The sequence below is a fragment of the Mesorhizobium sp. LNHC209A00 genome, assembly GCF_000502915.1.
GTDB lineage: Bacteria > Pseudomonadota > Alphaproteobacteria > Rhizobiales > Rhizobiaceae > Mesorhizobium.
The window spans coordinates 611,124-635,491 of record NZ_AYWT01000002.1; the positions used below are offsets into that span (position 1 = coordinate 611,124).

At 64.2% G+C, this 24,368-nt stretch carries 18 protein-coding genes; 6 read left to right on the forward strand and 12 right to left on the reverse strand.

Features of this window, described 5'->3' with window-relative positions:
- Window positions 1-159: 159 nt before the first annotated feature.
- From X739_RS159645 to X739_RS159615, 7 genes are all read right to left on the reverse strand, one after another.
- Complete coding sequence (locus X739_RS159645; RefSeq protein WP_023772087.1) at window positions 160-1,158, reverse strand: ABC transporter ATP-binding protein; 999 nt, start codon at window positions 1,156-1,158, stop codon at window positions 160-162.
- 67 nt (window positions 1,159-1,225) lie between these two features.
- Window positions 1,226-2,281: a Gfo/Idh/MocA family oxidoreductase gene (locus tag X739_RS159640; RefSeq protein ID WP_023772086.1), complete on the reverse strand. Its 1,056-nt coding sequence runs from the start codon at window positions 2,279-2,281 to the stop codon at window positions 1,226-1,228.
- Window positions 2,282-2,284: 3 nt separating this feature from the next.
- Window positions 2,285-2,752: a DUF4304 domain-containing protein gene (locus X739_RS159635; RefSeq protein ID WP_023772085.1), complete on the reverse strand. Its 468-nt coding sequence runs from the start codon at window positions 2,750-2,752 to the stop codon at window positions 2,285-2,287.
- Entirely contained in the window at window positions 2,749-3,588 is an 840-nt protein-coding gene (locus X739_RS159630; protein WP_023772084.1) for a carbohydrate ABC transporter permease, read from the reverse strand. Before X739_RS159630 ends, X739_RS159635 begins: the two co-directional genes overlap by 4 nt.
- A 10-nt stretch (window positions 3,589-3,598) precedes the next feature.
- Entirely contained in the window at window positions 3,599-4,528 is a 930-nt protein-coding gene (locus X739_RS159625; protein WP_023772083.1) for a sugar ABC transporter permease, read from the reverse strand.
- A gap of 230 nt (window positions 4,529-4,758) precedes the next feature.
- A complete protein-coding gene (locus X739_RS159620; RefSeq protein WP_023772082.1) occupies window positions 4,759-6,018 on the reverse strand; it encodes an ABC transporter substrate-binding protein in 1,260 nt (419 codons plus the stop codon).
- A 116-nt stretch (window positions 6,019-6,134) separates the two neighbouring features.
- Entirely contained in the window at window positions 6,135-7,085 is a 951-nt protein-coding gene (locus tag X739_RS159615) for an N-acetylmuramic acid 6-phosphate etherase (RefSeq protein ID WP_023772081.1), read from the reverse strand.
- 199 nt (window positions 7,086-7,284) lie between these two features.
- Between X739_RS159615 and X739_RS159610 the strand changes: the two genes are divergently transcribed.
- The 5 genes from X739_RS159610 to X739_RS159590 all read left to right on the forward strand — a co-directional run bounded on the left by X739_RS159610 (window position 7,285) and on the right by X739_RS159590 (window position 12,283).
- The gene (locus X739_RS159610; protein WP_023772080.1) at window positions 7,285-8,166 is read left to right on the forward strand and encodes an N-acetylglucosamine kinase; all 882 of its coding nucleotides are present in this window, start codon (window positions 7,285-7,287) and stop codon (window positions 8,164-8,166) included.
- Window positions 8,163-8,945 carry a GntR family transcriptional regulator gene (locus tag X739_RS159605; protein ID WP_023772079.1) on the forward strand — a complete coding sequence of 261 codons (783 nt, stop codon included), beginning with the start codon at window positions 8,163-8,165 and terminating at the stop codon, window positions 8,943-8,945. Before X739_RS159610 ends, X739_RS159605 begins: the two co-directional genes overlap by 4 nt.
- The gene (locus X739_RS159600) at window positions 8,942-9,991 is read left to right on the forward strand and encodes an SIS domain-containing protein (protein ID WP_023793299.1); all 1,050 of its coding nucleotides are present in this window, start codon (window positions 8,942-8,944) and stop codon (window positions 9,989-9,991) included. Before X739_RS159605 ends, X739_RS159600 begins: the two co-directional genes overlap by 4 nt.
- Window positions 9,988-11,160: an N-acetylglucosamine-6-phosphate deacetylase gene (gene nagA, locus X739_RS159595; protein ID WP_023772077.1), complete on the forward strand. Its 1,173-nt coding sequence runs from the start codon at window positions 9,988-9,990 to the stop codon at window positions 11,158-11,160. Before X739_RS159600 ends, nagA begins: the two co-directional genes overlap by 4 nt.
- A 10-nt stretch (window positions 11,161-11,170) precedes the next feature.
- Entirely contained in the window at window positions 11,171-12,283 is a 1,113-nt protein-coding gene (locus tag X739_RS159590; RefSeq protein WP_023772076.1) for an NAD(P)/FAD-dependent oxidoreductase, read from the forward strand.
- Between the two features lie 33 nt (window positions 12,284-12,316).
- Here the strand turns inward: X739_RS159590 and X739_RS159585 are convergent, their stop codons facing one another.
- From X739_RS159585 to X739_RS159565, 5 genes are all read right to left on the reverse strand, one after another.
- Entirely contained in the window at window positions 12,317-13,843 is a 1,527-nt protein-coding gene (locus X739_RS159585) for a malonyl-CoA synthase (protein WP_023793302.1), read from the reverse strand.
- Window positions 13,844-13,998: 155 nt separating this feature from the next.
- Window positions 13,999-14,736: a GntR family transcriptional regulator gene (locus X739_RS159580; protein ID WP_023772074.1), complete on the reverse strand. Its 738-nt coding sequence runs from the start codon at window positions 14,734-14,736 to the stop codon at window positions 13,999-14,001.
- 388 nt (window positions 14,737-15,124) lie between these two features.
- Window positions 15,125-15,802 (reverse strand): ribulose-phosphate 3-epimerase, encoded by a 678-nt coding sequence (rpe, locus tag X739_RS159575; protein ID WP_023772073.1) that lies wholly within the window; start codon window positions 15,800-15,802, stop codon window positions 15,125-15,127.
- A gap of 219 nt (window positions 15,803-16,021) precedes the next feature.
- Window positions 16,022-19,882: a hypothetical protein gene (locus tag X739_RS159570; protein ID WP_023793305.1), complete on the reverse strand. Its 3,861-nt coding sequence runs from the start codon at window positions 19,880-19,882 to the stop codon at window positions 16,022-16,024.
- A 10-nt stretch (window positions 19,883-19,892) separates the two neighbouring features.
- Window positions 19,893-22,106 (reverse strand): hypothetical protein, encoded by a 2,214-nt coding sequence (locus X739_RS159565; protein WP_031251959.1) that lies wholly within the window; start codon window positions 22,104-22,106, stop codon window positions 19,893-19,895.
- Window positions 22,107-22,348: 242 nt separating this feature from the next.
- On the opposite strand from X739_RS159565, the gene dnaK reads away from it, so the two are divergent.
- Complete coding sequence (gene dnaK / locus X739_RS159560) at window positions 22,349-24,265, forward strand: molecular chaperone DnaK (protein WP_023772071.1); 1,917 nt, start codon at window positions 22,349-22,351, stop codon at window positions 24,263-24,265.
- Window positions 24,266-24,368 lie beyond the last annotated feature (103 nt).

Here is a 24,368-nt window from a genome sequence, read left to right on the forward strand (position 1 = left end):
GGCTGCCGTCATCTTCTCCCCGTAGAACGGGGAGAACGGCGCTGTCGTTACTGCTTTTGCCAATCGCCGGCGCTGGAGCTACCTTCCTTCTCCCCGTCACTATACGGGGAGAAGGTGCCGGCAGGCGGATGAGGGGCGGCGCAAACCTATGTTGCGATACTACTTCAGCACTTTCCCATCCGCGCCAAACCGATACGTCTTCCCTGGCTCCGGCGTCGCATAAAGCGTCGCGCCGGGCTCGGCGTCATAAACACCGAAAATGCGCACGGTGATCAGGCCGGCTTTCTCGCAGTCGAGATAGAGATTGGTGTCGGCGCCGAGATGTTCGGCATGCACCACCGTGCCCTTCCAGGCGCCGGATTTCGGATCGACCGTCAGGTGCTCCGGCCGCACACCGATGGTCTTGGCTGTCTCGCCGAGCCGGGCGCCGTCGACGAAATTCATCTTCGGCGAGCCTATGAAGCCGGCGACGAACTCGTTTGCCGGCGAATTGTAGAGTTCCATCGGGCCGCCGATCTGCTCGATCTTGCCGGCATTGAGCACCACGATCTTGTCGGCCAGCGTCATCGCCTCGACCTGGTCGTGGGTTACGTAGATCATCGTCGCCTTCAGCCGGCGATGCAGTTGCGCGATCTCCAGCCGCGTGTTGACGCGCAGCGCCGCATCGAGGTTCGACAGCGGTTCGTCGAACAGGAAAAGTTTCGGCTCGCGCACCACGGCGCGGCCGATGGCGACGCGCTGGCGCTGGCCGCCGGAAAGTTCCGCAGGTCGTCTTTCGAGATAGGGCTCCAGCGACAGCATGGACGAGGCGATGCCGATGCGGCGGTCGATTTCCGCCGCCGGCGTGTTCGCCTGCTTGAGGCCGAGGCCCATATTGTTCTTCACCGTCAGATGCGGATAGAGCGCATAGGTCTGGAACACCATGGCGATGCCGCGTTTCGCCGGCGGGGTGACCGAGACATCCTCGCCATCGATCAGCACCCGGCCCGAGGTCGAATCCTCCAGACCGGCGATGACCCGGAGCAATGTCGACTTGCCGCAACCCGAAGGGCCGACAAAGACGACGAACTCGCCATCCGTCACTTCAAGGTCGATGCCCTTGAGCACCTCGACCGGCCCAAATGCCTTTTTCACGTTCTCGATTTTTAGCGAGCCCACGGCAGTCCTCCAAATTGATGAGTGGGCGCCAAGCGGGCGCCGTAGGGCGCGGAAGACCACAGCCTAATCATAGCCGCACCGCCTTTCCGCCGCGCACGCTCTCGTCGGCGGCAAGGCAGACGGCGAGCGACCGCACCGCGTCGTCCATATGTCTGGTGAGATCGATATCCTCGCGGATCGCCTTGAGGACGAAAGCCTGTTCGAGATCGCAGAGATCCTGATGGCCGGGTTCGCCTTCCATCGACAGCATCTCGTCCGCCTTTACGAACTTGCCGTCCGCGCCGGTCGCGGCGCTGTGCAGGCGGATGGTCGAGGTCTTGGTGTGGGTGTCGATGTCGTCGGACTTCACGCCCTCCTTCATGACGATCGACACGCAGCCCTTGGGCGAAATCACGTCCTTCACGAAGAAGGCGGTTTCCGAAATCATCGGACCCCAGCCGGCCTCGTACCAGCCGACCGAGCCGTCATCGAACAGCACCTGCAGATGGCCGTAATTGTACATGGAAGGCGCGACTTCCTCGGTCAGCCGCACGCCCATGCCGCGCACCTCGACCGGCTTGGCATCGGTGATCTGCAGCATGACGTCGAGATAATGCACGCCGCAATCGACGATCGGCGATGTCGTCTGCATCAGCTGCTTGTGCGTCTCCCAGGTATGGCCCGAGGATTGCTGGTTGAGGTTCATGCGGAACACGTAGGGACCGCCGAGCTTGCGCGCTTCGGCGATCAACCGGATCCAGGACGGGTGGTGGCGCAGGATATAGCCGATCACCAGCTTTCGGCCGTTGGCCTTGGCTGCCGCGACGACACGCCTGGCATCGGCCACCGTCGTTGCCAGCGGCTTTTCGACGAAGACATGGCATCCGGCCTCGAACGCCTTCACCGCATAATCGGCATGGCTGTCGGAATAGGTGGCGACGCAGGCGACGTCGGGCTTTTCGTCGCGCAGGGCGTCATCGAACGAACGCCTGATGCCATAGAAGGAAAGCCCCCCAGGCAAAGGCACGTCGGAGCGGTTGACCAGCGCGGCGATCTGAAAACCCGGATTGGTGTGATAGGCCAGCGCATGGCTGCGGCCCATATTGCCGAGGCCGGCGACGACGACGCGAAGGGGTTCAGTCATGTATCAATTCACCTTTTCTTGCGTGCGAGCCTTGAGAGCAACCATGACATGAGGCTCGCATTCGTCCGCGACCTGCAAGGCAGCTTGTTCGCTGTCGCAGCGAGACAGAAGCCTGAAGCCGTAGGCATCGACTCCGTCCTTGACCAATGAAAGCCTCTGATCGTCAGACAAGAGCTGCTCCAGATTGAGGGCCTGCTCGAATGCCTTTGACTGCTCGTCTCCCATCAAGGAATTAACGCGCCAACGAATGTGACAATTGTATTCCTTCGGCCGGCGCTCCGGCCCGAGCCGCGTAAACCAGACAGCAGCGTTGATATAGAACCGCGGCCCCCAGGAAGACCTCTGAAGGTTCAGCACGCAGATCGTCTCCGGCCATTCCCGGTAGAAATTCTTGGCGCGCACACCGCGAAATCCATGCCGGCTCGCCGTCTCGACAAGGGCCTGTCCGACAATCTCCTGACCGTCGCTCACTTGACGGCCCCCGACGTGATGCCGCGGATCAGCTGCCGCGAGAAGATGACATAGAGGACCAGCACCGGTAGGATCGCCAGCGACAGTGCTGCCAGGATGGCGTTCCAGTTGGTGACGAACTGGCCCAGGAAAAGCTGGGCGCCGAGCGTCACCGTCTTGGTCTCTTCCGACGGCGCCAGGATCAGCGGAAACCACAGATCGTTCCAGATCGGGATCATGGTGAAGACGGCGACGGTTGCCATCGACGGCCGCACCAGCGGCACGACCAGCCGGAAGAAGATGGTGTATTCCGACAGGCCGTCGATGCGGCCGGCGTTCTTCAGATCGTCGGACACCTGCTTCATGAATTCGGACAGGATGAAGACGGCGAGCGGCAGCCCCTGCGCGGTGTAGACCAGGATCAGCGCGGTCAGCGTGTTGACCAGCCCGCTCGCCACCATCAATTGGAGGATGGCGACGGTGGCGAGCCGGATCGGGATCATGATCCCGAGCGCTAAATAAAGCCCCATCATCGTGTTGCCGCGAAAGCGATATTCCGACAGCGCGAACGCAGCCATGGCGCCGAACAGAAGCACGAAGAACAGCGAGCCGACGGTGACGACGAGGCTGTTCTGGAAATAATGGATGAAGTCGCCCTGGCCGATCACCGTGGTGTAGCCGATCAGGTCGAACGTCTTTGGCGTCGGCGGCGTCAGCGGCGCGCCGAAGATGCCGGCGCGGGACTTGAACGAATTCATGATGACCAGGATCACCGGAAACAGCGCGATCGCCGTGTAGGTCAGCAGGATCGCGTGGGCGCCGATGGCGCGGGGCAGTGAACGGGTGGCGATGCTCATCTTCGTCCCCTCAGAACTGGTAGCGACGCAGGCGCGTCTGGATGAGGAAGAGGTAGACGCAGACACCGCCCAGGATGATCAGGAACATGATCGTGGCGATGGTCGCGCCCATGTTGGGGTCGCCGACCTGCAACTGGAAGCCGAAGAAGGCGCGGTAGAGGAAGGTGCCGAGAATATCGGTCGAATAATTGGGACCCGCGAGCGCGCCCTGCGCGGTGTAGATCAGGTCGAAGGCGTTGAAATTGCCGACGAAGGTGAGGATCGAGATGATGCCGATCGACGGCAGGATCAGCGGCAGCTTGATCTTCCAAAACTGCGACAGGCCGGTGATGCCATCGCATTCGGCCGCCTCGAGCACCTCTTCCGGGATCGACAGCAGCGCGGCATAGATCAGCATCATCGGAATGCCGATGAATTGCCACACCGAGATCAGGCTGAGCGCGGTCAGCGCGTATTGCTCCTTGCCGAGCCAGGGCGTGAACAGGCTCTTCAGCCCGACGAAGTCGAGCAGATGCGGCGCCACGCCCCATAGCGGCGACAGGATCAGCTTCCAGGCAAAGCCGACGATGACGAAGGACAGGATGGTCGGCACGAAGATCGCGGTGCGGTAAAAGGCGGCGAACCTCAGCCTCGGGCTGGAGAGAATTGCCGCCAACAGCACGCCGACGGGGTTCTGCACCAGCATGTGGATGATGAAGAACCAGACATTGTTACGCAGCGCATTCCAGAAATTGACCGACCAGTTGGGGTCGCCGAACAAGGTGCGGAAATTGTCCAGGCCGACGAATATCTGGGACTGGTCGACATTGCGGAACAGCGAGAGCTGCAGCGTGCCGGCGAGCGGCAGGATCATGATCGCCGTGTAGACGAGCACCGCCGGCGCCAGGAAGACGGCGATATGCCAGCGGAATGGTCTTTTGGGTCGTGTTTGTGCGGCCATGAGTTCGGTCCCCGCCGTCTCTCGGTTCCAGATGATGTGATGCTAGATGATGCCCCGATGCGTGGCCCAAACCTTGCCCGGCGCGGCAAGACAAAAGCCTGCGACTGGTCAGCCAGCCTTCCCCAACAGCAAGGGTAAGGCCGTGAGGCAGAGCCGACAATCGCAATATGAAAACAGGATAATCCGGAACCGGCCGGGCATGCGCCCAGCCGGCTCCGCTGCCTGAGCTCTTACTTGGCCGGCTTATACCAGCTGTCGAGACCGGTCTGCAGCTTCTTGGCCGCGGCTTCGGGCGTATCGGTGCCGTTGATGACGTTGGCCGATTCAACCCAGGTCTCGTTTTCGAGGTTCGGCGTGCCGCGCGACAGGATCTGGTAGGTCGAGCGGATCGTCGACTTGCACTTGCCGCGCCAGGAGACGAATTCCTGCGCCAGCGGGTCTTCCATCTTCACCGGCGCGGAGTTCAGGCTGAAGAAGCCCGGCAGCGCGTTGGCGTAGATGGTGGCGAAATCAGGCGAGGCCACCCAGGACAGGAAGGTCTTGGCCGCGTCCGCGTGCTTGGAGGCTGCGTTCAGGCCCATGCCGATATCGGTATGGTCGGAGATGTAGCAGGTGTCGCCGGCCTTCTCGACCGGCGGCGGGAAGGCCCCCATCTTGAACTGGGCCTGGGTGTTGAACAGGCCGATTTCCCATGAGCCGGCCGGATAGATGGCGGCCCGGCCGAGCGTGAACAGGTTCTGGCTGTCGGGATAGGTCTGGGCCTCGAAGCCGTCGCCCAGATAAGGCTTCCACTTGGCCAGTTCCTCATACGGCGCGACCCAGTCCTTGTCGGTCAGCTTCTGATCGCCCTTGATCAGCGCCTTGCGGCCATCCTCGCCCTTCCAGTAGTTGGGGCCGATGTTCTGGTAGCCCATGGTCGCGGCCTCCCAGAGATCCTTAGTGCCCATCGCCATCGGGATGTAGGTGCCGTCGGCCTTGATCTTGTCGAGCGCGGCGAAGAACTCGTCACGGGTCTGAGGCACCTTGATGCCGAGCTTGTCGAAGGCGTCCTTGTTGTAGATGAAGCCGTGGATGACGGATGCCATCGGCACGCAGAAGCTCGCCTTGCCGTCATCGGTCTGCCAGGCGGACTTGGCGACCGGCGAGAAGTTGTCCATGCCGGGCAGCGCCGAGAGGTCGGCAAGGTTGCCCTTCTTGAACAGTTCGAGCGACTTGTCGAAGGGGCGGCAGGTGATCAGGTCGCCAGCCGAGCCGGCGGCGAGCTTGGCGCCGAGGGCGGCGTCATACTCGGTCGGGGCCGAGGGGGCGAACACCACCTTGATGCCGGGGTTCTTGGCTTCGAAGGCCGGGATCAGCTTGTCCTTCCAGATGGCAAGGTCGTCGCCGCGCCAGCTTTCGATGTTGAGCGTTACGTCCTCGGCGTGAGCCAATCCGGCCGAGCCGAGAATGCTGGTGCCCAGAAGCAGTGCCGTCAGTAGTTTCGTTGTCATGCTCAGTCTCCCTGTTGACCTTTTTCAGGTTCGGTTTTGATGAGAACCCAGGCTTTGGAGCCCTTGTTCCCCTCGCAAGCCCGTTTCACCCCGATGGGAATCGGGATGAAACTGGCCTATTTCTTTGTTGGAGCGTGATCTTTTCCGAAAAGCGGTTTCCACTTTTCGGGATCATGCCCCAGCGCGGAAAGGGCTGGCCGCAGCTTCTGGCCTGTCCGTTCCAGTATCTTCCGCGCCGCATCGGCGCTGTCGGCGCCGGCGGCGAGCAGAATGGCTGTCTTGACCGCGCCGCCGCTCTTTTCGAGCAGGCTGACGGCCTCTTCCTGGCCGCGGCCGCTGACGGCGGCGACGATGCGCGCCGCCCGGTCGCGCAGCTTCATATTGTCGGCCAGGAGGTTGACCATGTAGCCGTCATGGACATGGCCAAGATGAACGGCGGTCAGTGTCGACAGCATGTTGAGCGCGATCTTCTGCGCCGTTCCGGCGCCCATGCGGGTCGAACCGGCGATCACTTCCGGCGGCGTCTCGAGCAGGATGGCGGTGTCGGCCTGCTGGAGCAGAGCCGAACCCTTGTTGTTGGCGATGCCGATGGTGGCGGCACCCCGGCGCCGCGCCTCCTCGATGGCGCCCACCGCATAGGGCGTCGTGCCGCTGGCGGAAAGGGCGATCAGGCAATCGCCCACGCCGATACCGGCATTGGCAACCGCCGTCGTGGCCGCCTCGGTGTCGTCCTCGGGCCCGCCGGCCAGTGCCCTCAAGGCGTTGTCGCCGCCGGCGATCAGGATGGCAATGCGATCGCGCTGGATGCCGAACGTGCCCGGCAATTCCAGCGCATCGGCCAGCGCCATCAGGCCGGAGCTGCCGGCTGCGGCATAGGCGAGCTTGCCGCCGTCGCTCAGGCAGCCGGCAATGATCTCGGCTGCCCTGGCGATGGAGGGAATGGCGTTTCGGACCGCTTTCGCGGCCTCGACCTGCGCATCGGCCAGCGAAGCAAGGATGACTTCGGGAGCCCGGATATCCAGCCCCTCGGCATTCCCATGCAACGCTTCGGTGCGCGTTTCGGCCATCCCAGTTCCTCCAATCGACAAAACAATACCAAAAAAATACCACTTGTCCACATGCATTAACGAATTCGCGGACGGGAAATCGGTGAGCCGACGAATTGCGGAACCTTTTCAATGAGATACCGCTTAATCTTTTTGAAACGGAAATTAACCCTTGGCTATTGGTATTTTATTGGTATTATCCTGCCGGAGGAGAAATCGTGTGAAATTCGTGCTCGGTATCGATGGCGGCGGCACCAGCTGCAGGGCCGCGCTGGCAACGGCGGACGGCGCTGTCGTCGGCCGCGCCAAAAGCGGCGCCGCCAACATCCGCACCGACCTCACCGGCGCCCGCTCGAACATCGTCGATGCGGCGCGGCAGGCTTTCATCGCCGCCGGGCAAGATCCGGACCTGATCCCGCAAACACCCGCCATCCTCGGCCTTGCCGGCGCCAATGTCGGCACGTACCGGCAACAGCTCGAGGCGATCCTGCCGTTCAGCACCAGCCGCGTGGAGACCGATGCGGAGATCGCGCTGGAAGGCGCGGTCGGTTCCGGTGACGGTGCGATGGCGATCCTGGGCACCGGTACCGCCTATATGGCGCGCAAGGATGGCAAGTCCCGCGCCATCGGCGGCTGGGGATTTCAGGTCGGCGACCAGGGCAGCGGCGCCCGCATCGGCCGCGACCTGCTGGAGCAGACACTGCTCGCGCATGATGGCGTGCGCCTAGCCTCGCCGCTGACCGACAGCATGATGGCCGTTTTCCGCAATAATCCCGAGGACGTGGTCGAATTCACGACCAACGCCAAGCCCGGCGATTTCGGCGGCTTCGCGCCGAAAGTATTCGAACATGCGCAAAAAGGCGACATCGTCGCCAACTGGATACTCGACAAGGCGGTCGCCGATGTCGAGGCCTCGCTTGGCGCGCTCGACCTCGCCGCCGGAGCACCGCTCTGCCTGCTCGGCGGGCTGGCGCCGCTCTATGCGCCGCGCCTGTCGGAGCGCTACCGCACCCTGCTGAAGGAACCGCTCGACGATGCGCTAGGCGGTGCTGTGCAGATGGCGGCACGCCTTTTCGCTGCACGTGTGGAGGCTGCGCGATGAGCGATGCCGCCGACCAGATCTTCGCCACGCTCAAACAATCCTCGCAAAGCGGCGCGCCGCTTTACCTGCAGCTCAGGAAAAGCATCGAGGACGCCGTCAACCGCGGCCTGATCGGCCCAGGCGACGCGCTGCCATCCGAGCGCGACATCGCCACCAAGGCCGACATTTCGCGCGTCACCGTGCGCAAGGCGGTGCAGGACCTGGTCAAGGGCGGCGTATTGGTGCAGCGCCACGGTTCGGGCACCTTCGTGGCCCCGCGCATGGAGCGCGTCGAGCAGTCGCTGTCGCGGCTGACCTCCTTCACCGAGGACATGGCGCGGCGCGGCATGGCGGTGCGTTCGGCCTGGCTCGACCGCGGCCTCTACGCGCCCTCGCCCGACGAGATGATGGTGCTTGGCCTCTCGTCGAGCGAACTGGTGGCACGCGTGGCCCGCCTGCGCATCGCCAACGACACGCCGCTGGCGATCGAACGCGCTTCGCTGTCGGCCAGCGTGCTGCCGGATCCGGCTGGCATCGGTTCGTCGCTTTACGCCGCACTGGAACTGACCGGCAACCGGCCGGTGCGCGCGGTGCAGCGCATCTCCGCCGCCAATCTCGGCGAAGGCGATGCGCGCCTGCTCGAAGTGCCGCCGGGCATTGCCGGCCTGCATATCGAACGTATTTCCTACCTGGCGAGCGGCAAGGTGATCGAGTTCACCCGCTCCATCTACCGGGGCGACGCCTATGATTTCGTCGCCGAACTGCGGCTGACAGGGCCGAGCGAAGAGGGCCGACCATGATTGCCAACGCCACTCATATGCAGCGCGAGATCGAGGAAATCCCGCAAGCCGTCGCCCGCCTGCTCGACGGCTCCGGTGCCGTGCTGGCCGAAGCCGGGCGCGGCATCAAGGAGCGCGACCCGCATTTCGTCGTCACCGTGGCGCGAGGCTCCTCCGATCATGCCGCCACCTTCATGAAATATGCCGTCGAATTGACCGCGGGCCTTGCCGTCGCCTCGGTCGGGCCGTCGATCGCCTCGATCTACGGCCGCAAGCTCCGGCTTGACGGCTCGGCCTGCCTGGCGATCTCGCAGTCGGGCAAGAGCCCCGACATCGTCGCGATGGCCGAAACCGCACGGGCCGGCGGCGCGCTGACCATTGCCGTCACCAACACCGCAGATTCGCCGCTCGCGCGCGCCTCGGACTATGCGATAGACATCCTCGCCGGGCCGGAGCGCAGCGTCGCGGCAACCAAGACCTTCATCAATTCCGCCGTTGCCGGTCTCGCTTTAATGGCGCATTCGACCGGCGACGAAGCGCTTCTCGCGGCTCTGGCCCGCCTGCCCGACCATTTCGGCAAGGCGATCGGCTGCGACAGATCGGAAGAGCACACGTCTGNCGTGCTGGCCGAGACGATCGAGAAGCAAAGATCGCTGTTCATTCTCGGCCGCGGTCCGTCGGCGGCGATGGCAAACGAAGCGGCGCTGAAGTTCAAGGAGACCTGCGGCATGCATGCCGAGGCCTATAGCGCGGCCGAAGTGATGCATGGCCCGCTGGCGCTGATCGGTCCCGACTTTCCGGTGCTGGCGCTGGCCGCTCGCGACGCGTCCGAGCCCTCGGTCGCCGACGCCGCCGACAGCCTGGCGGCAAAAGGCGCGCCGGTTTTCGTCACCTCGGCGCTCGCCAATCGCGCCACGCGCCTGCCGCATGTCGCCACCGGTCACCCGCTGACCGATCCGCTAACGCTGATCGTCTCCTTCTACATGTTCGTCGAGGCCTTTGCCCGCCATCGCGGCCTCGATCCGGACGCGCCGCGCAACCTTCGCAAGGTGACGGAGACCGTATGAGCGACCGTTTTGCCCTGACGGGCGCCCGCATCTTCGACGGCGACGACTGGCATGAAGGCGCGGTCCTTGTCGTGCGCGGCGGCCTCGTCGAAGCCATGCTGCCGCAAGGCGCGCTGCCCGGGAATATCCGCGCCATCGACACCGGCGGCGGCATGCTGGTGCCAGGCTTCGTCGACATCCAGGTCAATGGCGGCGGCGGCGTGATGCTGAACGATCATCCCGATGTCGCCTCGATCGAAACCATCTGCCGCGCGCACGCGCCGTTCGGCACGACGGCGCTGCTGCCGACGCTGATCACCGACACGCCCGCAATCACGGCCGCCGCGATCGCCGCCGGCGAAGCGGCAGTGCTGCAAAAAGTGCCGGGTTTTCTCGGCCTGCACCTGGAAGGTCCGCATCTGTCGATTGCCCGCAAGGGGGCGCATGATCCGGCGCTGATCCGGCCGATGACGGACGCCGACCAGGCCATGCTGATCGCGGCGCGCCAGAAGCTGCCGGTGCTGCTCACCACGATCGCGCCGGAATCCGTCGACCCTACCCGCGTCAAGGCCTTGGCCGAGGCCGGGATCATCGTCAGCCTCGGCCATTCCGACACGGGCCATGCCACGGCAAAAGCCTTCGCCGAGGCCGGCGCCAGCGTCGTCACGCATCTGTTCAACGCGATGAGCCAGATCGGCAACCGCGAGCCCGGGCTGGCGGGCGCCGCCATCGACATCGGCGCCTTGTCGGCGGGGCTGATCGCCGACGGCATCCATGTCCATCCCGCCACGATCAGGATCGCGCTCGACGCCAAGCAGGGACCGGGCAGGATCGTGCTGGTCACCGACGCGATGGCGACGATCGGCACCGAGATGAGTTCGTTCACGCTCAATGGCCGCACCATCTACCGCAGGGATGGCAGCCTCAGGCTTGCCGACGGGACGCTGGCCGGTGCCGACCTCGACATGATCTCGGCCATCCGGTTCATGCACCGCACTGTCGGGCTCGAGCTTTCCGAAGTCTTGCGCATGGCCTCGCTCTACCCGGCCCAGGCGATCGGCCAGTCGCACCGGCTTGGCCGCTTCGCGAATGGGACGGCAGCGGACATCGTTGCGCTGTCGGACGATCTTGACATAGGAAGGGTCTGGATCGGCGGCGACAAGGTGTTCGAGGCTGTCGCTCCGCGCTGAGAGCGAGGCCATGCTGACAATCGATTGTGTCGTCGCCGGAGCAGGTGTCGTCGGGCTTGCCGTCGCCAGGGCGCTGGCCTTGTCGGGCCGCGAGGTGGTGGTGATCGAAAAGGCCGACGCGATCGGCACCGTCACCAGTTCACGCAATTCCGAAGTCATCCATGCCGGGCTCTATTATGCGCCCGGCAGCCTGAAGGCCCGGCTGTGCGTCGAAGGGCGCCGGCAGCTCTATGCATACTGCGCCGAACACACTATCGGCCATCGCCGCGCCGGCAAGCTGATCGTCGCCAGCGAACCCGGCCAGACGGACGGGCTGCGGGCGATCGAGGCCAATGCGAAGCGCTGTGGGGTGGACGATCTCGAGCTTTTGACACGCGCCGAGGCCGAAAGCCTGGAGCCGGCGCTGAGATGCGCCGGCGCGCTGCTGTCGCCATCGACGGGCATCATAGACAGCCACGCGCTGATGCTGTCGCTACGCAGTGACGCGGAAGCAGCAGGCGCGTCCTTCGCTTTCCTCACCTCCGTTGCCGGGGCGACGATCGAAGCCGATCGGATCCGGCTCGACACGCGAGACGCCAATGGCGAGACCTTCGCCGTGGAGGCCGGCACTTTCGTCAATGCAGCCGGCCTCGATGCGCAGGCCGTGGCCAGTCGGATCGAGGGTTTCCCATGGGATGTCATCCCCCGGCAGTGGCTGGCGCGCGGCAATTATTTCGCGCTTCCAGGGCGGTCACCCTTTTCGCGGCTGATCTATCCGGGTCCGGTCGAAGGGGGTCTTGGCGTCCATCTGACGCTCGATCTGGCCGGCAATGCGCGCTTTGGCCCCGACGTCGAATGGATCGACGGCGTGGATTACACGGTCGACCCCAGCCGAAGCGCCGTCTTCTACGAGGCGATCCGCCGCTATTGGCCCGATCTCGCGGATGGCGCGCTGCAGCCGGCCTATGCCGGCATCCGGCCGAAGCTCTCGGGACCCGGGCAGCCCGCGGCGGACTTCGTGATTCAGGGACCGGCCGATCATGGCGTGGGCCGGATCGTCAATCTGTTCGGCATCGAGAGCCCAGGCCTGACGGCGAGCCTGGCCATCGCAGACCATGTCGCCGAACTGTTGTACCCGACCTGAGCCAGCGTTCGCGGGCCGGAGCGCGATATCTGCTTAGCCGGCTTTGCTTGGGATGTAGAGATCCTTGTAGCTGTCGCGCAAAAGGTTCTTCTGCACCTTGCCCATCGTGTTGCGCGGCAGGTCGTCGACGAAGATCACCCGTTTGGGATGCTTGTACTTCGCCATGCGGCCGGTGATAGCGTCGAGAATCTCGGCCGCGCTGATCCGCGACGCGGGCGAGCGCACGACCACAGCGGTGACGCCTTCGCCGAAGTCCGGATGGGCAAGGCCGATGACGGCGCTTTCCAGGACGCCGTCGAGCGCGTCTATCTCGCTTTCGAGCTCCTTCGGATAGACGTTGTAGCCGCCTGAGATGATCAGGTCCTTGCCGCGACCGACAATGTGGACATAGCCGTCGGCGTCGATCATGCCGAGGTCGCCAGTGATGAAGAAGCCGTCGGCGCGGAATTCCGCCTTGGTCTTTTCCGGCATGCGCCAGTAGCCGCGGAACACGTTCGGGCCCTTGACCTCGATCATGCCCACCTCGCCCTGGGCAAGCGGCTTGCCGGAATCGGGATCGGCGATGCGCAGCGACACGCCGGGCAAGGGGAAGCCGACCGTTCCGGCGCGCCGCTCGCCCTCATAAGGATTGGAGGTGTTCATGTTGGTCTCGGTCATGCCGTAGCGCTCGAGGATGGCGTGGCCGGTACGGTCTCGCCAGGCCTTGTGCGTTTCGGCCAGCAGCGGCGCGGAACCAGACACGAACAGCCGGATGTTTTTCGCCGCCTCGCGATCCAGCCCGTCCTGCTTCAGCAGCCTGGTATAGAAGGTCGGCACGCCCATCAGGGCGGTGGCGCGCGGCAGCAGCGAGACGATGCGGCCCGCGTCGAATTTCTGCTCGAACAGCATCGAGGCGCCGGCCATCAGGGTGACGTTGGTGGCGACGAACAGGCCGTGCGTGTGGAAAATCGGCAGAGCGTGGATCAGCACGTCATCCCTGGTGAACCGCCATTGCTCGACCAGCACCCGCGCGTTCGAGGCGAGATTCTCATGGCTGAGCATGGCGCCTTTCGAACGGCCGGTCGTTCCCGACGTGTAGAGGATCGCCGCAAGGTCGTCCGCGCCGCGCTCCACATCGTGGAACTCGGAAGACTGACGCGATGCCTGGTCCGCCAGGGATCCCTGGCCACCGCGGTCGAGCGTGACCACGACGGCACCGGACGGCTCGACCATCCCACGGATGTCCGCCGACCGTTCCGGATCGCAGACGATCACCCGAGGTGCCGCATCCCCAAAGAAATAGCCGAGCTCGGCCAGCGTATAGGCGGTGTTGAGCGGCAGGAAGACGGCGCCGGCGCGCACGCAGGCGAGATAGAGCAAAACCATCTCCGGGCTCTTCTCGACCTGCACGGCAACCCGGTCTCCGGGCGCGACATCCATTTGCAGGAGCGCATGCGCAAGCTGCGCCGAGCGTGCCAGCATGTCGCCATAGGTGAGCGAGCGTCCATCATTGGTTTCCATCAACATATGCCCAGGCGCCGGCATCCGGGACCGGAACGCATCGAACAGATGATTGCTCATGACATCTTCCCAGGGTGATGCCGGCCGCGGTCTCGGCGGCACGCGACGAAGAGTTCGCGTTTCCCAGCCCTGCCGTCAAGGCCGCGACAGGCTGCCCTGCGTCCACCGAAAAGATTCGAGGGATGGGACGGCAGAGGGCGCCGACCAAACAGCCGTCAACGCTGGGCGCGCTGACCCGGACCGGCGGGTGCCTCGCCTTGCCTGAAGCGTTCCATGCACATGGCGGCGGTCAGCTGGTAGTGATCGATCAGGGCCTGGACGGCACCATCCGCATTTCCGTCCAGCGCATTTTCAGCAATCAACCGATGTTCGGCGAAATCGTCGCGCTGGATGCTCTCCCCGTCATTGGCCATTTGCCTGTAGCGGTAGGCGTGATCGGAAAGCTGGTCGCAGAAGCCAACCAGCCAGTGCGACCGGCACGCCGAGATCAGCACCCGATGGAAAGTGCGATGCACTTTCTCCCACTCCGGATTGAGCGACGAGCTACTTTGCGACGAAAGCCGTGAGGCCCGCCCCAGCCGATGCAGCGCCAGCACCAATTGTTCTTCCCATTCGGCGGTCCGGTGGGCAATGGATTCGCGCAGGGCCCGCTCCTCGAGCCAGCAGCGGGTGCGCGTCAGTTCCTCGAGTTCCGTCGCGCTGACCGGCATGATGAAAAAGCCACGCTGGTCATGGCGGCCAAGGAGACCTTCGGAGGCAAGGCGATTGAGGGCTTCACGAACCGGAGAGGCACCGGCGCCATACTTGGAAACGACCCACTCGACGCGCAGCTTGCTTTCGGTTTCAAGAGCGCCGCCGAGAAGATCATCACGCAATTGATGATAGACCGTGCTGGCAAGTGTGCTCTTGGCTCCGGTCCCGTCGTCGCTCAGATTGGCAGCTCCGTACGTCAAAAGCGACTCCTTGTCCCCTTACTGTCGTCTTGGGCAATTCGAGTCCGAAATTCTCTCTCCGTACGTGTACCATACAGCGCTACGCTTCCGGCACTCAAGCAGAAGATCGCGCTATTGTACTTTAGGACAATGAAATATACGCAAATGCGCGGAGCCGATCGCGAGAATTCGAATATTTCTACAACCAGCAGAAGTTTAACGTGGTTTGTATGCACGCAGGATCATCTGTTTCTTGTGCTCCCATGCGAGCATCTTTTCTGTCGCGCGCAAAGACAGCAGGCGACTGCCCGAATCAGATCGCCGCGCAGCCTGATTCGGATATGCGGCAGACCACGCCCTTCCAACGACGCCGGTCCGCAGCAATTGGCCCCGGAATGACCGCGCTATGTTAGCCGGCGGCCTTGTCGGCCGCCGCCCTGATCGCTTCGATATTGGCGCGGTAAGCCTCGACACTGCCACCCCTGAAGATGGCGGCACCGGCCACCAGCACGTCGGCGCCGGCAGCGGTGACCAAGGGGGCGGTTTCCGGCGAGACGCCTCCGTCGATCTCGATGCGGATCGGCCGGTCACCGATCAGCGCCTTGATCCTTCTCACCTTGTCGACCATTGCCGGGATGAAGGCCTGCCCGCCGAAACCCGGATTGACGGTCATGATCAGGATCAGGTCGAGCCGGTCGAGCACATATTCGATCGCCGTTTCCGGCGTTGCCGGATTGAGCGAGACGCCCGCCCTCTTGCCGAGGTTCCTGATTGTCTGCAACGAGCGGTCGAGATGCGGCCCGGCCTCGGCATGCACCGTCATGCCGTCGCAGCCGGCTTCGGCGAAGGCGGCGAGGTAGGGGTCGGCTGGCGCGATCATCAGGTGGCAGTCGAAAAAGGCCTTGGTGCGATTGCGGATCGCCTTGATGACAGGCGGGCCGAAGGTGATGTTTGGCACGAAATGCCCATCCATCACGTCGAGATGGATCCAGTCGGCACCGGCCGCCGCCACCGCCTCGACCTCGTCACCGAGCTTCGAGAAATCCGATGCCAGCACCGACGGTGCGATCAAGGTTTTTTTGCTCATCTCGCGGCCTTTCCGGGCGCCCTTTTGCTACGATCGCTGCGTACCGACTGCCTAAAGTGCTCCCGGGGACTTGTCGAGGGCGCCAGTACAGCGGTTCCACAGGCAGGGTAATGTCGCGGCGTTCCCGATCCTGTCGCCGCCAACCTTCGCCTGCCTGGATCATGAAGAAAAACCCGCCGGATTGCTCCAGCGGGTTTTCGTTTGGTGTCGCGCGGGTGCTTACTGCTGCTGGAGCTTCAGCACCCTGTTTGGCACCGGGTCTTGCTGCTGGTCGATCGGCTGCCTGCGCCGCGGCAGCAATTGCAGCAACTGCCCCGGATCGATTTCCAGCGATGGCTGCCCGCGCATCGGCCGGCAGTTCGGATAGCGCCCGACCATGCCTTCCGGACAGTGCCGCCTGAAGATCGGCTGGCACTGGCCGTTGACCATCTGCGAACCCGGCGCGCATTCGCTCTCTTGCCTGGGCTTGCGGCACGCGCCGTCGATCACCTCGGTCCCGCGCGGGCAGAGGCATTCGCCGCGCTTGTTGCGGACCTGGCCGCGTATGTCGCACTGCTCCAACTGCGGCTGCTTGCGCCGACAGGCATTGCCTTGCACCTCGGTACCCTTCGGGCAAACGCAATTGCCATCTGAGTCATGGACCTGGCCTCGGATGGTGCACTGGTCAGGCTTCGGCCTGATCGGCCGGCAGGCCCGGTCTCGCACCTCGGTGCCTTGCGGGCAGACGCAGTCCCCGTCCGCATTGTGGACCTGGCCACGGATGGTGCACTGCTCGGGCCTCGGCCCGACAGGACGGCAGGCGCCATTGCGCAGCTCGGTGCCTTGCGGGCAGACGCAATCGCCATCGGCATTGCGGAACTGGCCAGGGATGCGGCACTGCTGCGGCTTTGGCCGGATCTGGCGGCAGGCCCGGTCTCGCACCTCGGTGCCTTGCGGGCAGACACAGTCCCCGTCCGCATTGTGGACCTGACCACGGATGGTGCACTGCTCGGGCTTGTCGGTCCCGACGCATTTTCCGTTCTCCAGCTCCGTGCCGCGCGGGCAGACGCAACGTCCGTCCTCGGTGCGGATCTGGCCTTCGAGCAGCACGCAGCGCGGCGGTGGAGGTGTCGGCAGAACATTGGTGCCGCCGCCGGTGCACTGGCCGTTGCGGAAGGTGGTGCCTTCCGGGCAGACGCATCTGCCGGCGTCGTTCATGACAAAGCCCGGCGAGCACTGATTCTTCACCTCATGCGTGATGATGAAGGGATGGCAGGCATAGGCCTTACCGCGATCCCCCTGCACATTGGTCGCGTCGTTGGACAGCACGTCGCCGCCGTTCTGCACCCGTGTCTCGGGAGAGAGCACGCCAACGCAGTTCCGGCCGTTGACATTACCCTGCAAGTTGGCAAGACGCCCATCGTCAGGGATGACCACTGTCACACGGTACGAGCGGCTTTCGCCGGCGCCGAGCGTCAGGTTGGCGATGCAGGAGGCCGGCAAGGTCGTCGGTTCCGGCGAACAGCCGAAGGGCGGCTCGATCGAAGTGATCGCGACGCCTTCCAGCCGGCCAAGCCCATCGACGCCGATCGCATCGCCGATGCGGACCGGGCCCGAGAAGGGGCTCGTCCCGTCATTGGTGATGGTGATGTCGAACGAGCAGGGCTGGCTCAGCCTGCATTCGCGGTCGCCGGTCTTCTCGACACGGATGGTCGAGGAGCCGCCGCCCTTGGCGCAGGCTTGGCCGATGGGGTAGACGACGTCGTCGCCCTGCGCCGGCCCATAGGAGCCGCGCGCGCAGTTCTCGAATTCGCCATTGGCCCAAACCGTCACGTCGAAATGCCTTGAGGTCCCAGGCGTCATGACGGCGCCTGGTATCTGGCACGACAACGCATTGGCCGGAACCGGTCCGCATGCCCATTCCGCGCCGTCAGGGGTCACGGTCTGGATCTGGACAGGCGCGCCGCCCGACACCAGCGTGGCGGCATCGTCGACCCGCACCGGACCGGTGGGGGCAGCCGTGCCGACATTGGCGACGGTGATGCGGCAGGACACCAGCGCCGCGCCGGCCAGCGAACCGTTGCACGCCTTGGTGATGCGCAAGGTCGGCTGGCCGCTGTTGGGATGGCGGATGCGTTCCTTGGCGCAGGCCTTGTTGTTGGTGAGATCGACCTCACCGGGGATGGCCTTCACCTCGGCGCAGTTCTCGACCGTGTCGGACCGGTAGCCGGCCGCCATGACCGCCTTGACGAAGATCGGCGTCGAAGCGCCCGCGGGCAGCGAGATGCCGGCATTGTCGCAGCGGAACTGGCCGGGGCCGTTAGGGCCGCATGTCCAGGGCGGGCTCGGCCCGAAGGTCGAGGATGCCGGCGCGCCGCCGGGGTAGTTGTCGATCACCGTCAGCGGCCCGTTATAGGTCGATGTGCCGTTGTTGATGATGTCAATGATGAAGGTGCAGACGCCATCGGCGGTGCAGACTTCGGTGCGGGCACGCTTCTTAAGGATCAGGTCGACCTTCTTCTCGACTGGCGGCTGGCAATCCGGATTGCGGTCGCCGCGGCGGCAGATCGGGATCGAGGCGCAGCCCCGGTCATTGGCCTGGCTGCCGAACAGCGGCTTGCCGCTGGCGCCGTAATTGTAGGTGGCGCAGTTGCGCAGCACGCTGCCTTGCCAGCCTCCGGCCGGCTTGAAGCCGAGCTTGAGGTCTACAAAGGCTCCCGGAGCGAGCGTGGTCACCGGGTAGGTGCACGTCATGGGGGTGGTTCCCGGCGCGCAGACCCAGGGCGGATTGGGCCCTGAACTCAGCGTCGAGCCGGCCGGCAGCGTCACCTCGTCGAGCACGATCTTACCGTTGTAAGGCGCTGTGCCGACATTGGTGACGCGGATGGTGAAGTCGCAGCCGCCGCCCATCGTGCAGCGTGTGACGTCGGCATGCTTTTCAACCTTGAGGTCCGGTTCCTTATCCCTGGGCGGGCACCTCTGGTCACGCGGGATGACGATGTCGATGGTTTGCGTGCAGCACAGGCCCCAGCCCTCCTTCGGTCCGGCATAGGTCTCGATGCCGGTGACGATGAGGTGGATGACGTCGCCGGGTGACGCGCCGACGATCTTCCAGTTGAGCACGCCGCCGCCCGCCGGCACCTTCTGAGTGTCGGGGACGATGCTGATGCCTGATGAGGTCGTCGACACCTGCACCCATTTGCCGCTCATTTCGGGGCCGACAGGCATGTGATAGATGAAGGCACCACCGCCGGGCACGCAGTCAACCGTGCCGCGTTCGACCTTGAAACACCCGTGGTCGGTTGGAGGCGGGGGTTGCTTGTCGCATTTGGTGAGGTCGATCCGGATCGAGGTCTTTTCCCCGGTCGCGATGTTGCCGTCGTCCGGCTTGCCCGGATCGTGCGACAGGATAATGGTGCCCGTGCCGGTGCCGCCGGTGACCTTGATCATGCCCTGGTTGTCGACGTTGACCGGCGCTGGAAACGCGCCGTGGTCGATCTTGGCGGTGATGCGGAACGTGATGACGCGTTCGTTCAGTGCGCCCGAACCATCGAGATCGCTGGCGGAAATCCGGAAATCGGAAACCGTCGCCGTGTCGTTGGGGCCGGCCGAAGCGCTTACGACAGCGCCCGGCAAGGCCCCACCCGATGCATCGGTGCCGTCGCCGGAGACGGTCACATTGACGATCGAAAGACCGTGCGGAAGCTGGTCCTTGAAGTCGAGCCGGGCTTTCTTCAGCGCGGCCTCGAGGGCCGGATTGGCAAAGCCTTGCGGATTGCCGCGCAGTCCGAAGGTCAAGGTATAGAAGACATAGTCGCAACTGCGCTGGCCCCCGGTCTTGGTGAAGAACGGCACGACACGTCCGGGTTCCGGGTTGATGATGCGCGGATTGTCAAACTGCAGCGGCTGCACATCCTGGCTGGTGAGAGCCTGGACGGTCTGGGCGGCGGATGCCGGCAGTGCGGGCGCAAGGGCGACCGCGATCCCGGCCGCCATCAGCCAGCGCGCGCCGCGCCTGGCGAGTGACAGGGGTTTCATGATCGTCTCCATGACGGTTTTGGGAGATTTGGCCGCGAGCGGGAATGGGGCAAGACTGTTCATCTTTGCCTCCTCAACGTTCGCAACTGACGGCTGGGGTCCGGAGCGGCAAGGTCATCTTGCAGCAAGGGTAGTAGCCACCCTTGTCCTTGTCGGACTTCCTGTAGAAGCAAAGTCCAACATCCACTCTGTCGCCCGGATAGTGGCCGGTGATGTCGATCGTGTAGGGCTTGCCCGGTGCATGCGACATAGGTGAGGTCACCGCGACGCCTGGCGTCCTGGATTGGGCCTTGATCGAATCGCCGCCGAAGCCGGCATGGTCATGGAGATAGAGATCGGCCTCGAGACCGCGCGGCGTGCAGTAATACTGCACGTCCTCCACGTCGAGACACGGAGGCAGATTGCCGGGCGGTGGGAAATCCGGCGGGTAGAAGGGGGGCTCATAACCGCCCGGTATTTCCTCATAATAGCCGGCCCGGCCCTCGCAGGGATGCCAGACGGCGACGTCGCCGACATGGCCTTCCACTTCGGGATCCTCGAAATAGCCGTCGAAATCGACGAACCAGGAGCCGAAGGGCGGCACGTTGTCCGGCTTGACCAGCTCCTTGGGCGTGATCTGCACGCCATGCACGGCAAGCGGCCCGCCCACGGCGAGCTTTTCGGCGAACTCGGGGTTGTCGCGCAATTTGTCGCCAGTGTTGACCAAGGTCTGGGTGCAGACCGAGGTGTCGAGATTGCCGTCGGCATCGTAGCCATATTGCAGATCGAGGCCGCCGGCCGACTGCCTGTTGCCTTGCGGGAAGCCGACCGCATATTCCTGCGGCGCTTCCACCCAGACCGATTCCGTCGAGGGATCGTCGGGATTTTCCCTGAAGTAGCGGATGACCTCGCCTTTGCCGGAATCGGCGAAGCGGCTGTAATCATAGCGGTTTTCGATCGGGCCGCGCTGGGCGAGATACAGGAAGCCGCTGTTGTCGAAAGCGATGTCGGTGACGGCGTAGTCCTTGTCGGCCTTCACAGTCAGTTCCCAGCGGGGATCGCCGGCGAAGGTGCCGTCGCGAGCAATGCCCACCGACCAGATTTCCGACTTTTCGCCGACCGAATAATAGAGCCGGCCGCCATGATAGGAGACGGCCCAGACCCGGCGCTCGTCCTGGGTGTAGCCCCAGCTGTCGGGGTCCTCGGAGTCGAAGGCCGCGCCCTGTACGTCCATCACCGCGCCGTCGTCGGCGACCGGGGCCAGCCCATGCGCCGGCCGGCCGGCGACGCCATGGTCGAACGTGTCGACCAGTCTGCCGTCGGCGTCGATGCGATGGATCAGGCCGGTGTCGAGATCGGAGGCAAAGAACTGGCGGTGGGCGGGATCGAAGGTGATATTGCCGATGCCGGGTCCGCTGTTGGTGTCGATGTCGGCGAATTTGGCGACCTGGCCGGTGATGCCGTCGATCTTCCATATGGTGCCCGGTCCGCCGCCGTTTTCGGTGCCGAACTGGCCCTCCATGAAGGTGGCGCCCGCCGTGCCGCGGCGCTGCCGCTCCGGCCTGCCGTCCTTGTCTGCGTCCGGCGTGACGATCTCAATGCCATGCAGCGAGGTAGCGGCCGCATAGAGGTTGGGAACGCCAGACGGCACACCGTCGCGCACGGCGTCATCATAGGTGAGGCCGAACACCTCACCGATCTGGCCTGCTGTCACCTCGAAGGGCGGCGGCGTGAAGACGAGCTGGCCCGAAGCCGGACCACCCAGGTGTGAAACGTCGAAGACGCGCAAGGTGGCGCGCGAGATGTCGATGAAGGTTTCGTCGACCGGATCGACGCCGGGCGGCAGCCCCTCGTCGAAATTGGGGATGATGGTGCCGGGAAAGCCGGTGACCGCCATCGAGCCGGGATAGATGATCTGGGTTTCCTGCGCTTGGGCGGCGGCGCTCAGCCACAGGTTGGCGGCAAGCGCCAGAGCCAGCAGGCCACCGGCCTGCAAGGCACCGCGCAAGCGGTTGTCGAACTCAAAAAAAAGCACGAACGCGCCGCGGATGCGAGACATGACACTACCCCCGTAGTCCAGGGGAGAGACGTCCGGACTTGCCGCGCAAATCAGGGCAAGGCGCGGTGGTCCGGCTCGTTCTTCCCTGATCGAATTGTCTGCTTTCCTCGCAGTGACGATACGCCTGCTCCTGCGCAGGGTCAACGGAATCAGCGGGAAGCCCAGCGCATCGACCCCGTCCCGAAGGCGGTGGTCGCGCCGAGCTCCTGTTGGTCCCGGAGACCATGGAGTCTCTGGGTTGCTAGTCATGGGGGGCTTCCTTTCCGGGGCCGCGCCATGCGGCACCTGGACATCAGTCGCGGGCCGGCGCGGAAAGGTTCATGGAAGCGTTGCGCAGAATGCTTGCGCGCGATGCCGCCTGTTCTTATATACGCGCCAAGCCGTGCGGCGCCGGAGAACCGGTGGGTGGACGGTATTTCTTGTGAACAGGGGCTTTCGTCGGAACGCCTTACCCGGGTCCTGAGAGCCTGCTTAGCGGAGAGACTAGAAAAATGGCAAAAGTAATCGGTATCGATCTCGGCACCACCAACTCGTGCATCGCCATTATGGATGGCAAGGAGCCGAAGGTAATCGAGAATGCGGAAGGCGCGCGCACGACGCCTTCCATCGTCGCCATCTCGGGCGACGGCGAACGCCTCGTCGGCCAGCCGGCCAAGCGCCAGGCGGTCACCAATCCTGAAAACACCATCTTCGCGGTCAAGCGCCTGATCGGCCGCCGCTATGACGATCCGGTGACGGAGAAGGACAAGAAGCTTGTCCCCTACAAGATCGTCAAGGGCGACAATGGCGATGCCTGGGTCGAGGCCGGCGGCAAGAAGCAGTCGCCCTCGCAGATCTCGGCCATGATCCTGCAGAAGATGAAGGAAACGGCGGAAGCCTATCTGGGCGAGAAGGTCGAGAAGGCGGTCATCACCGTTCCGGCCTATTTCAACGACGCCCAGCGCCAGGCCACCAAGGACGCCGGCAAGATCGCCGGCCTGGAAGTGCTGCGCATCATCAACGAGCCGACCGCGGCAGCGCTTGCCTATGGCCTCGACAAGAAGGAAGGCAAAACGATTGCCGTCTATGACCTTGGCGGCGGCACCTTCGACATTTCGGTACTCGAAATCGGCGACGGCGTGTTCGAGGTGAAGTCGACCAATGGCGACACGTTCCTCGGCGGCGAGGACTTCGACATGCGCCTGGTCGAGTATCTGGCGGCCGAGTTCAAGAAGGAACAGGGCATCGACCTGAAGAATGACAAGCTCGCCCTGCAGCGCCTCAAGGAGGCGGCTGAAAAGGCCAAGATCGAGCTGTCGTCGACGACACAGACCGAAATCAACTTGCCCTTCATCACCGCCGACGCGACCGGACCGAAGCACCTGACGCTGAAGCTGACGCGCGCCAAGTTCGAAAGCCTGGTCGAAGACCTCGTCCAGCGCACCATCGAGCCGTGCAAGGCGGCGCTCAAGGATGCCGGCCTGAAGGCTGGCGAGATCGACGAAGTGGTCCTGGTCGGCGGCATGACCCGCATGCCCAAGATCCAGGAGATCGTGAAGCAGTTCTTCGGCAAGGAGCCGCACAAGGGCGTCAACCCGGATGAGGTCGTGGCACTCGGTGCCGCCATCCAGGCCGGCGTGCTGCAGGGCGACGTCAAGGACGTGCTGTTGCTCGACGTGACGCCGCTGTCGCTCGGCATCGAAACGCTGGGCGGCGTGTTCACCCGGCTGATCGAGCGCAACACGACGATCCCGACCAAGAAGAGCCAGGTGTTCTCGACGGCCGAAGACAGTCAGTCCGCCGTGACCATCCGTGTCTTCCAGGGCGAGCGTGAAATGGCCGCCGACAACAAGGCGCTCGGCCAGTTCGACCTGGTCGGCATTCCGCCGGCGCCGCGCGGCGTGCCGCAGATCGAGGTCACGTTCGACATCGACGCCAACGGCATCGTCAACGTCTCGGCCAAGGACAAGGGTACCGGCAAGGAGCATCAGATCCGCATCCAGGCGTCGGGTGGACTTTCCGACGCCGACATCGAGAAGATGGTCAAGGATGCCGAGGCCAACGCCGATACCGACAAGAAGCGTCGCGCCGTGGTCGAGGCCCGCAATCAGGCCGAAGCCCTGGTGCATTCGTCCGAGAAGTCGCTGAAGGAATATGGCGACAAGGTCTCGGAGGCCGAGCGCACGGCGATTTCGGACGCGATCGCAGCGCTGAAGACCGCTGCCGAGGGCGACGATCCGGCCGACATCGAGGCCAAGAGCCAGGTGCTTGCCGAAGCTTCCATGAAACTTGGCCAGGCCATGTACGAGGCCTCGCAGAAGGAAGCGGCGGAAGCCGACGCCAAGGCGGATGCCGCCAAGGACTCTGACGTCGTCGACGCCGATTTCGAGGAAATCAACGAAGACGACGACAAGAAGAAGTCGGCCTGAGCAGCCTGACGGCAGGATAATGCGAAGAGCCCGGCGCAAGGCCGGGCTTTTTTGCAACCCTTGCTGAAATAGTGGCGCGCACTTCAGAAAAAATCACTCAAAA

Bases quoted from the DNA above. Each gene is read 5' to 3' on its own strand.
- X739_RS159640 (WP_023772086.1), bottom strand. From the start codon at position 2,281: ATGACTGAACCCCTTCGCGTCGTCGTCGCCGGCCTCGGCAATATGGGC.
- X739_RS159630 (WP_023772084.1), bottom strand. From the start codon at position 3,588: ATGAGCATCGCCACCCGTTCACTGCCCCGCGCCATCGGCGCCCACGCG.
- X739_RS159625 (WP_023772083.1), bottom strand. From the start codon at position 4,528: ATGGCCGCACAAACACGACCCAAAAGACCATTCCGCTGGCATATCGCC.
- X739_RS159620 (WP_023772082.1), bottom strand. From the start codon at position 6,018: ATGACAACGAAACTACTGACGGCACTGCTTCTGGGCACCAGCATTCTC.
- X739_RS159615 (WP_023772081.1), bottom strand. From the start codon at position 7,085: ATGGCCGAAACGCGCACCGAAGCGTTGCATGGGAATGCCGAGGGGCTG.
- X739_RS159605 (WP_023772079.1), top strand. From the start codon at position 8,163: ATGAGCGATGCCGCCGACCAGATCTTCGCCACGCTCAAACAATCCTCG.
- nagA (WP_023772077.1), top strand. From the start codon at position 9,988: ATGAGCGACCGTTTTGCCCTGACGGGCGCCCGCATCTTCGACGGCGAC.
- X739_RS159590 (WP_023772076.1), top strand. From the start codon at position 11,171: ATGCTGACAATCGATTGTGTCGTCGCCGGAGCAGGTGTCGTCGGGCTT.
- X739_RS159585 (WP_023793302.1), bottom strand. From the start codon at position 13,843: ATGAGCAATCATCTGTTCGATGCGTTCCGGTCCCGGATGCCGGCGCCT.
- rpe (WP_023772073.1), bottom strand. From the start codon at position 15,802: ATGAGCAAAAAAACCTTGATCGCACCGTCGGTGCTGGCATCGGATTTC.
- X739_RS159570 (WP_023793305.1), bottom strand. From the start codon at position 19,882: ATGAACAGTCTTGCCCCATTCCCGCTCGCGGCCAAATCTCCCAAAACC.
- X739_RS159565 (WP_031251959.1), bottom strand. From the start codon at position 22,106: ATGACTAGCAACCCAGAGACTCCATGGTCTCCGGGACCAACAGGAGCT.
- dnaK (WP_023772071.1), top strand. From the start codon at position 22,349: ATGGCAAAAGTAATCGGTATCGATCTCGGCACCACCAACTCGTGCATC.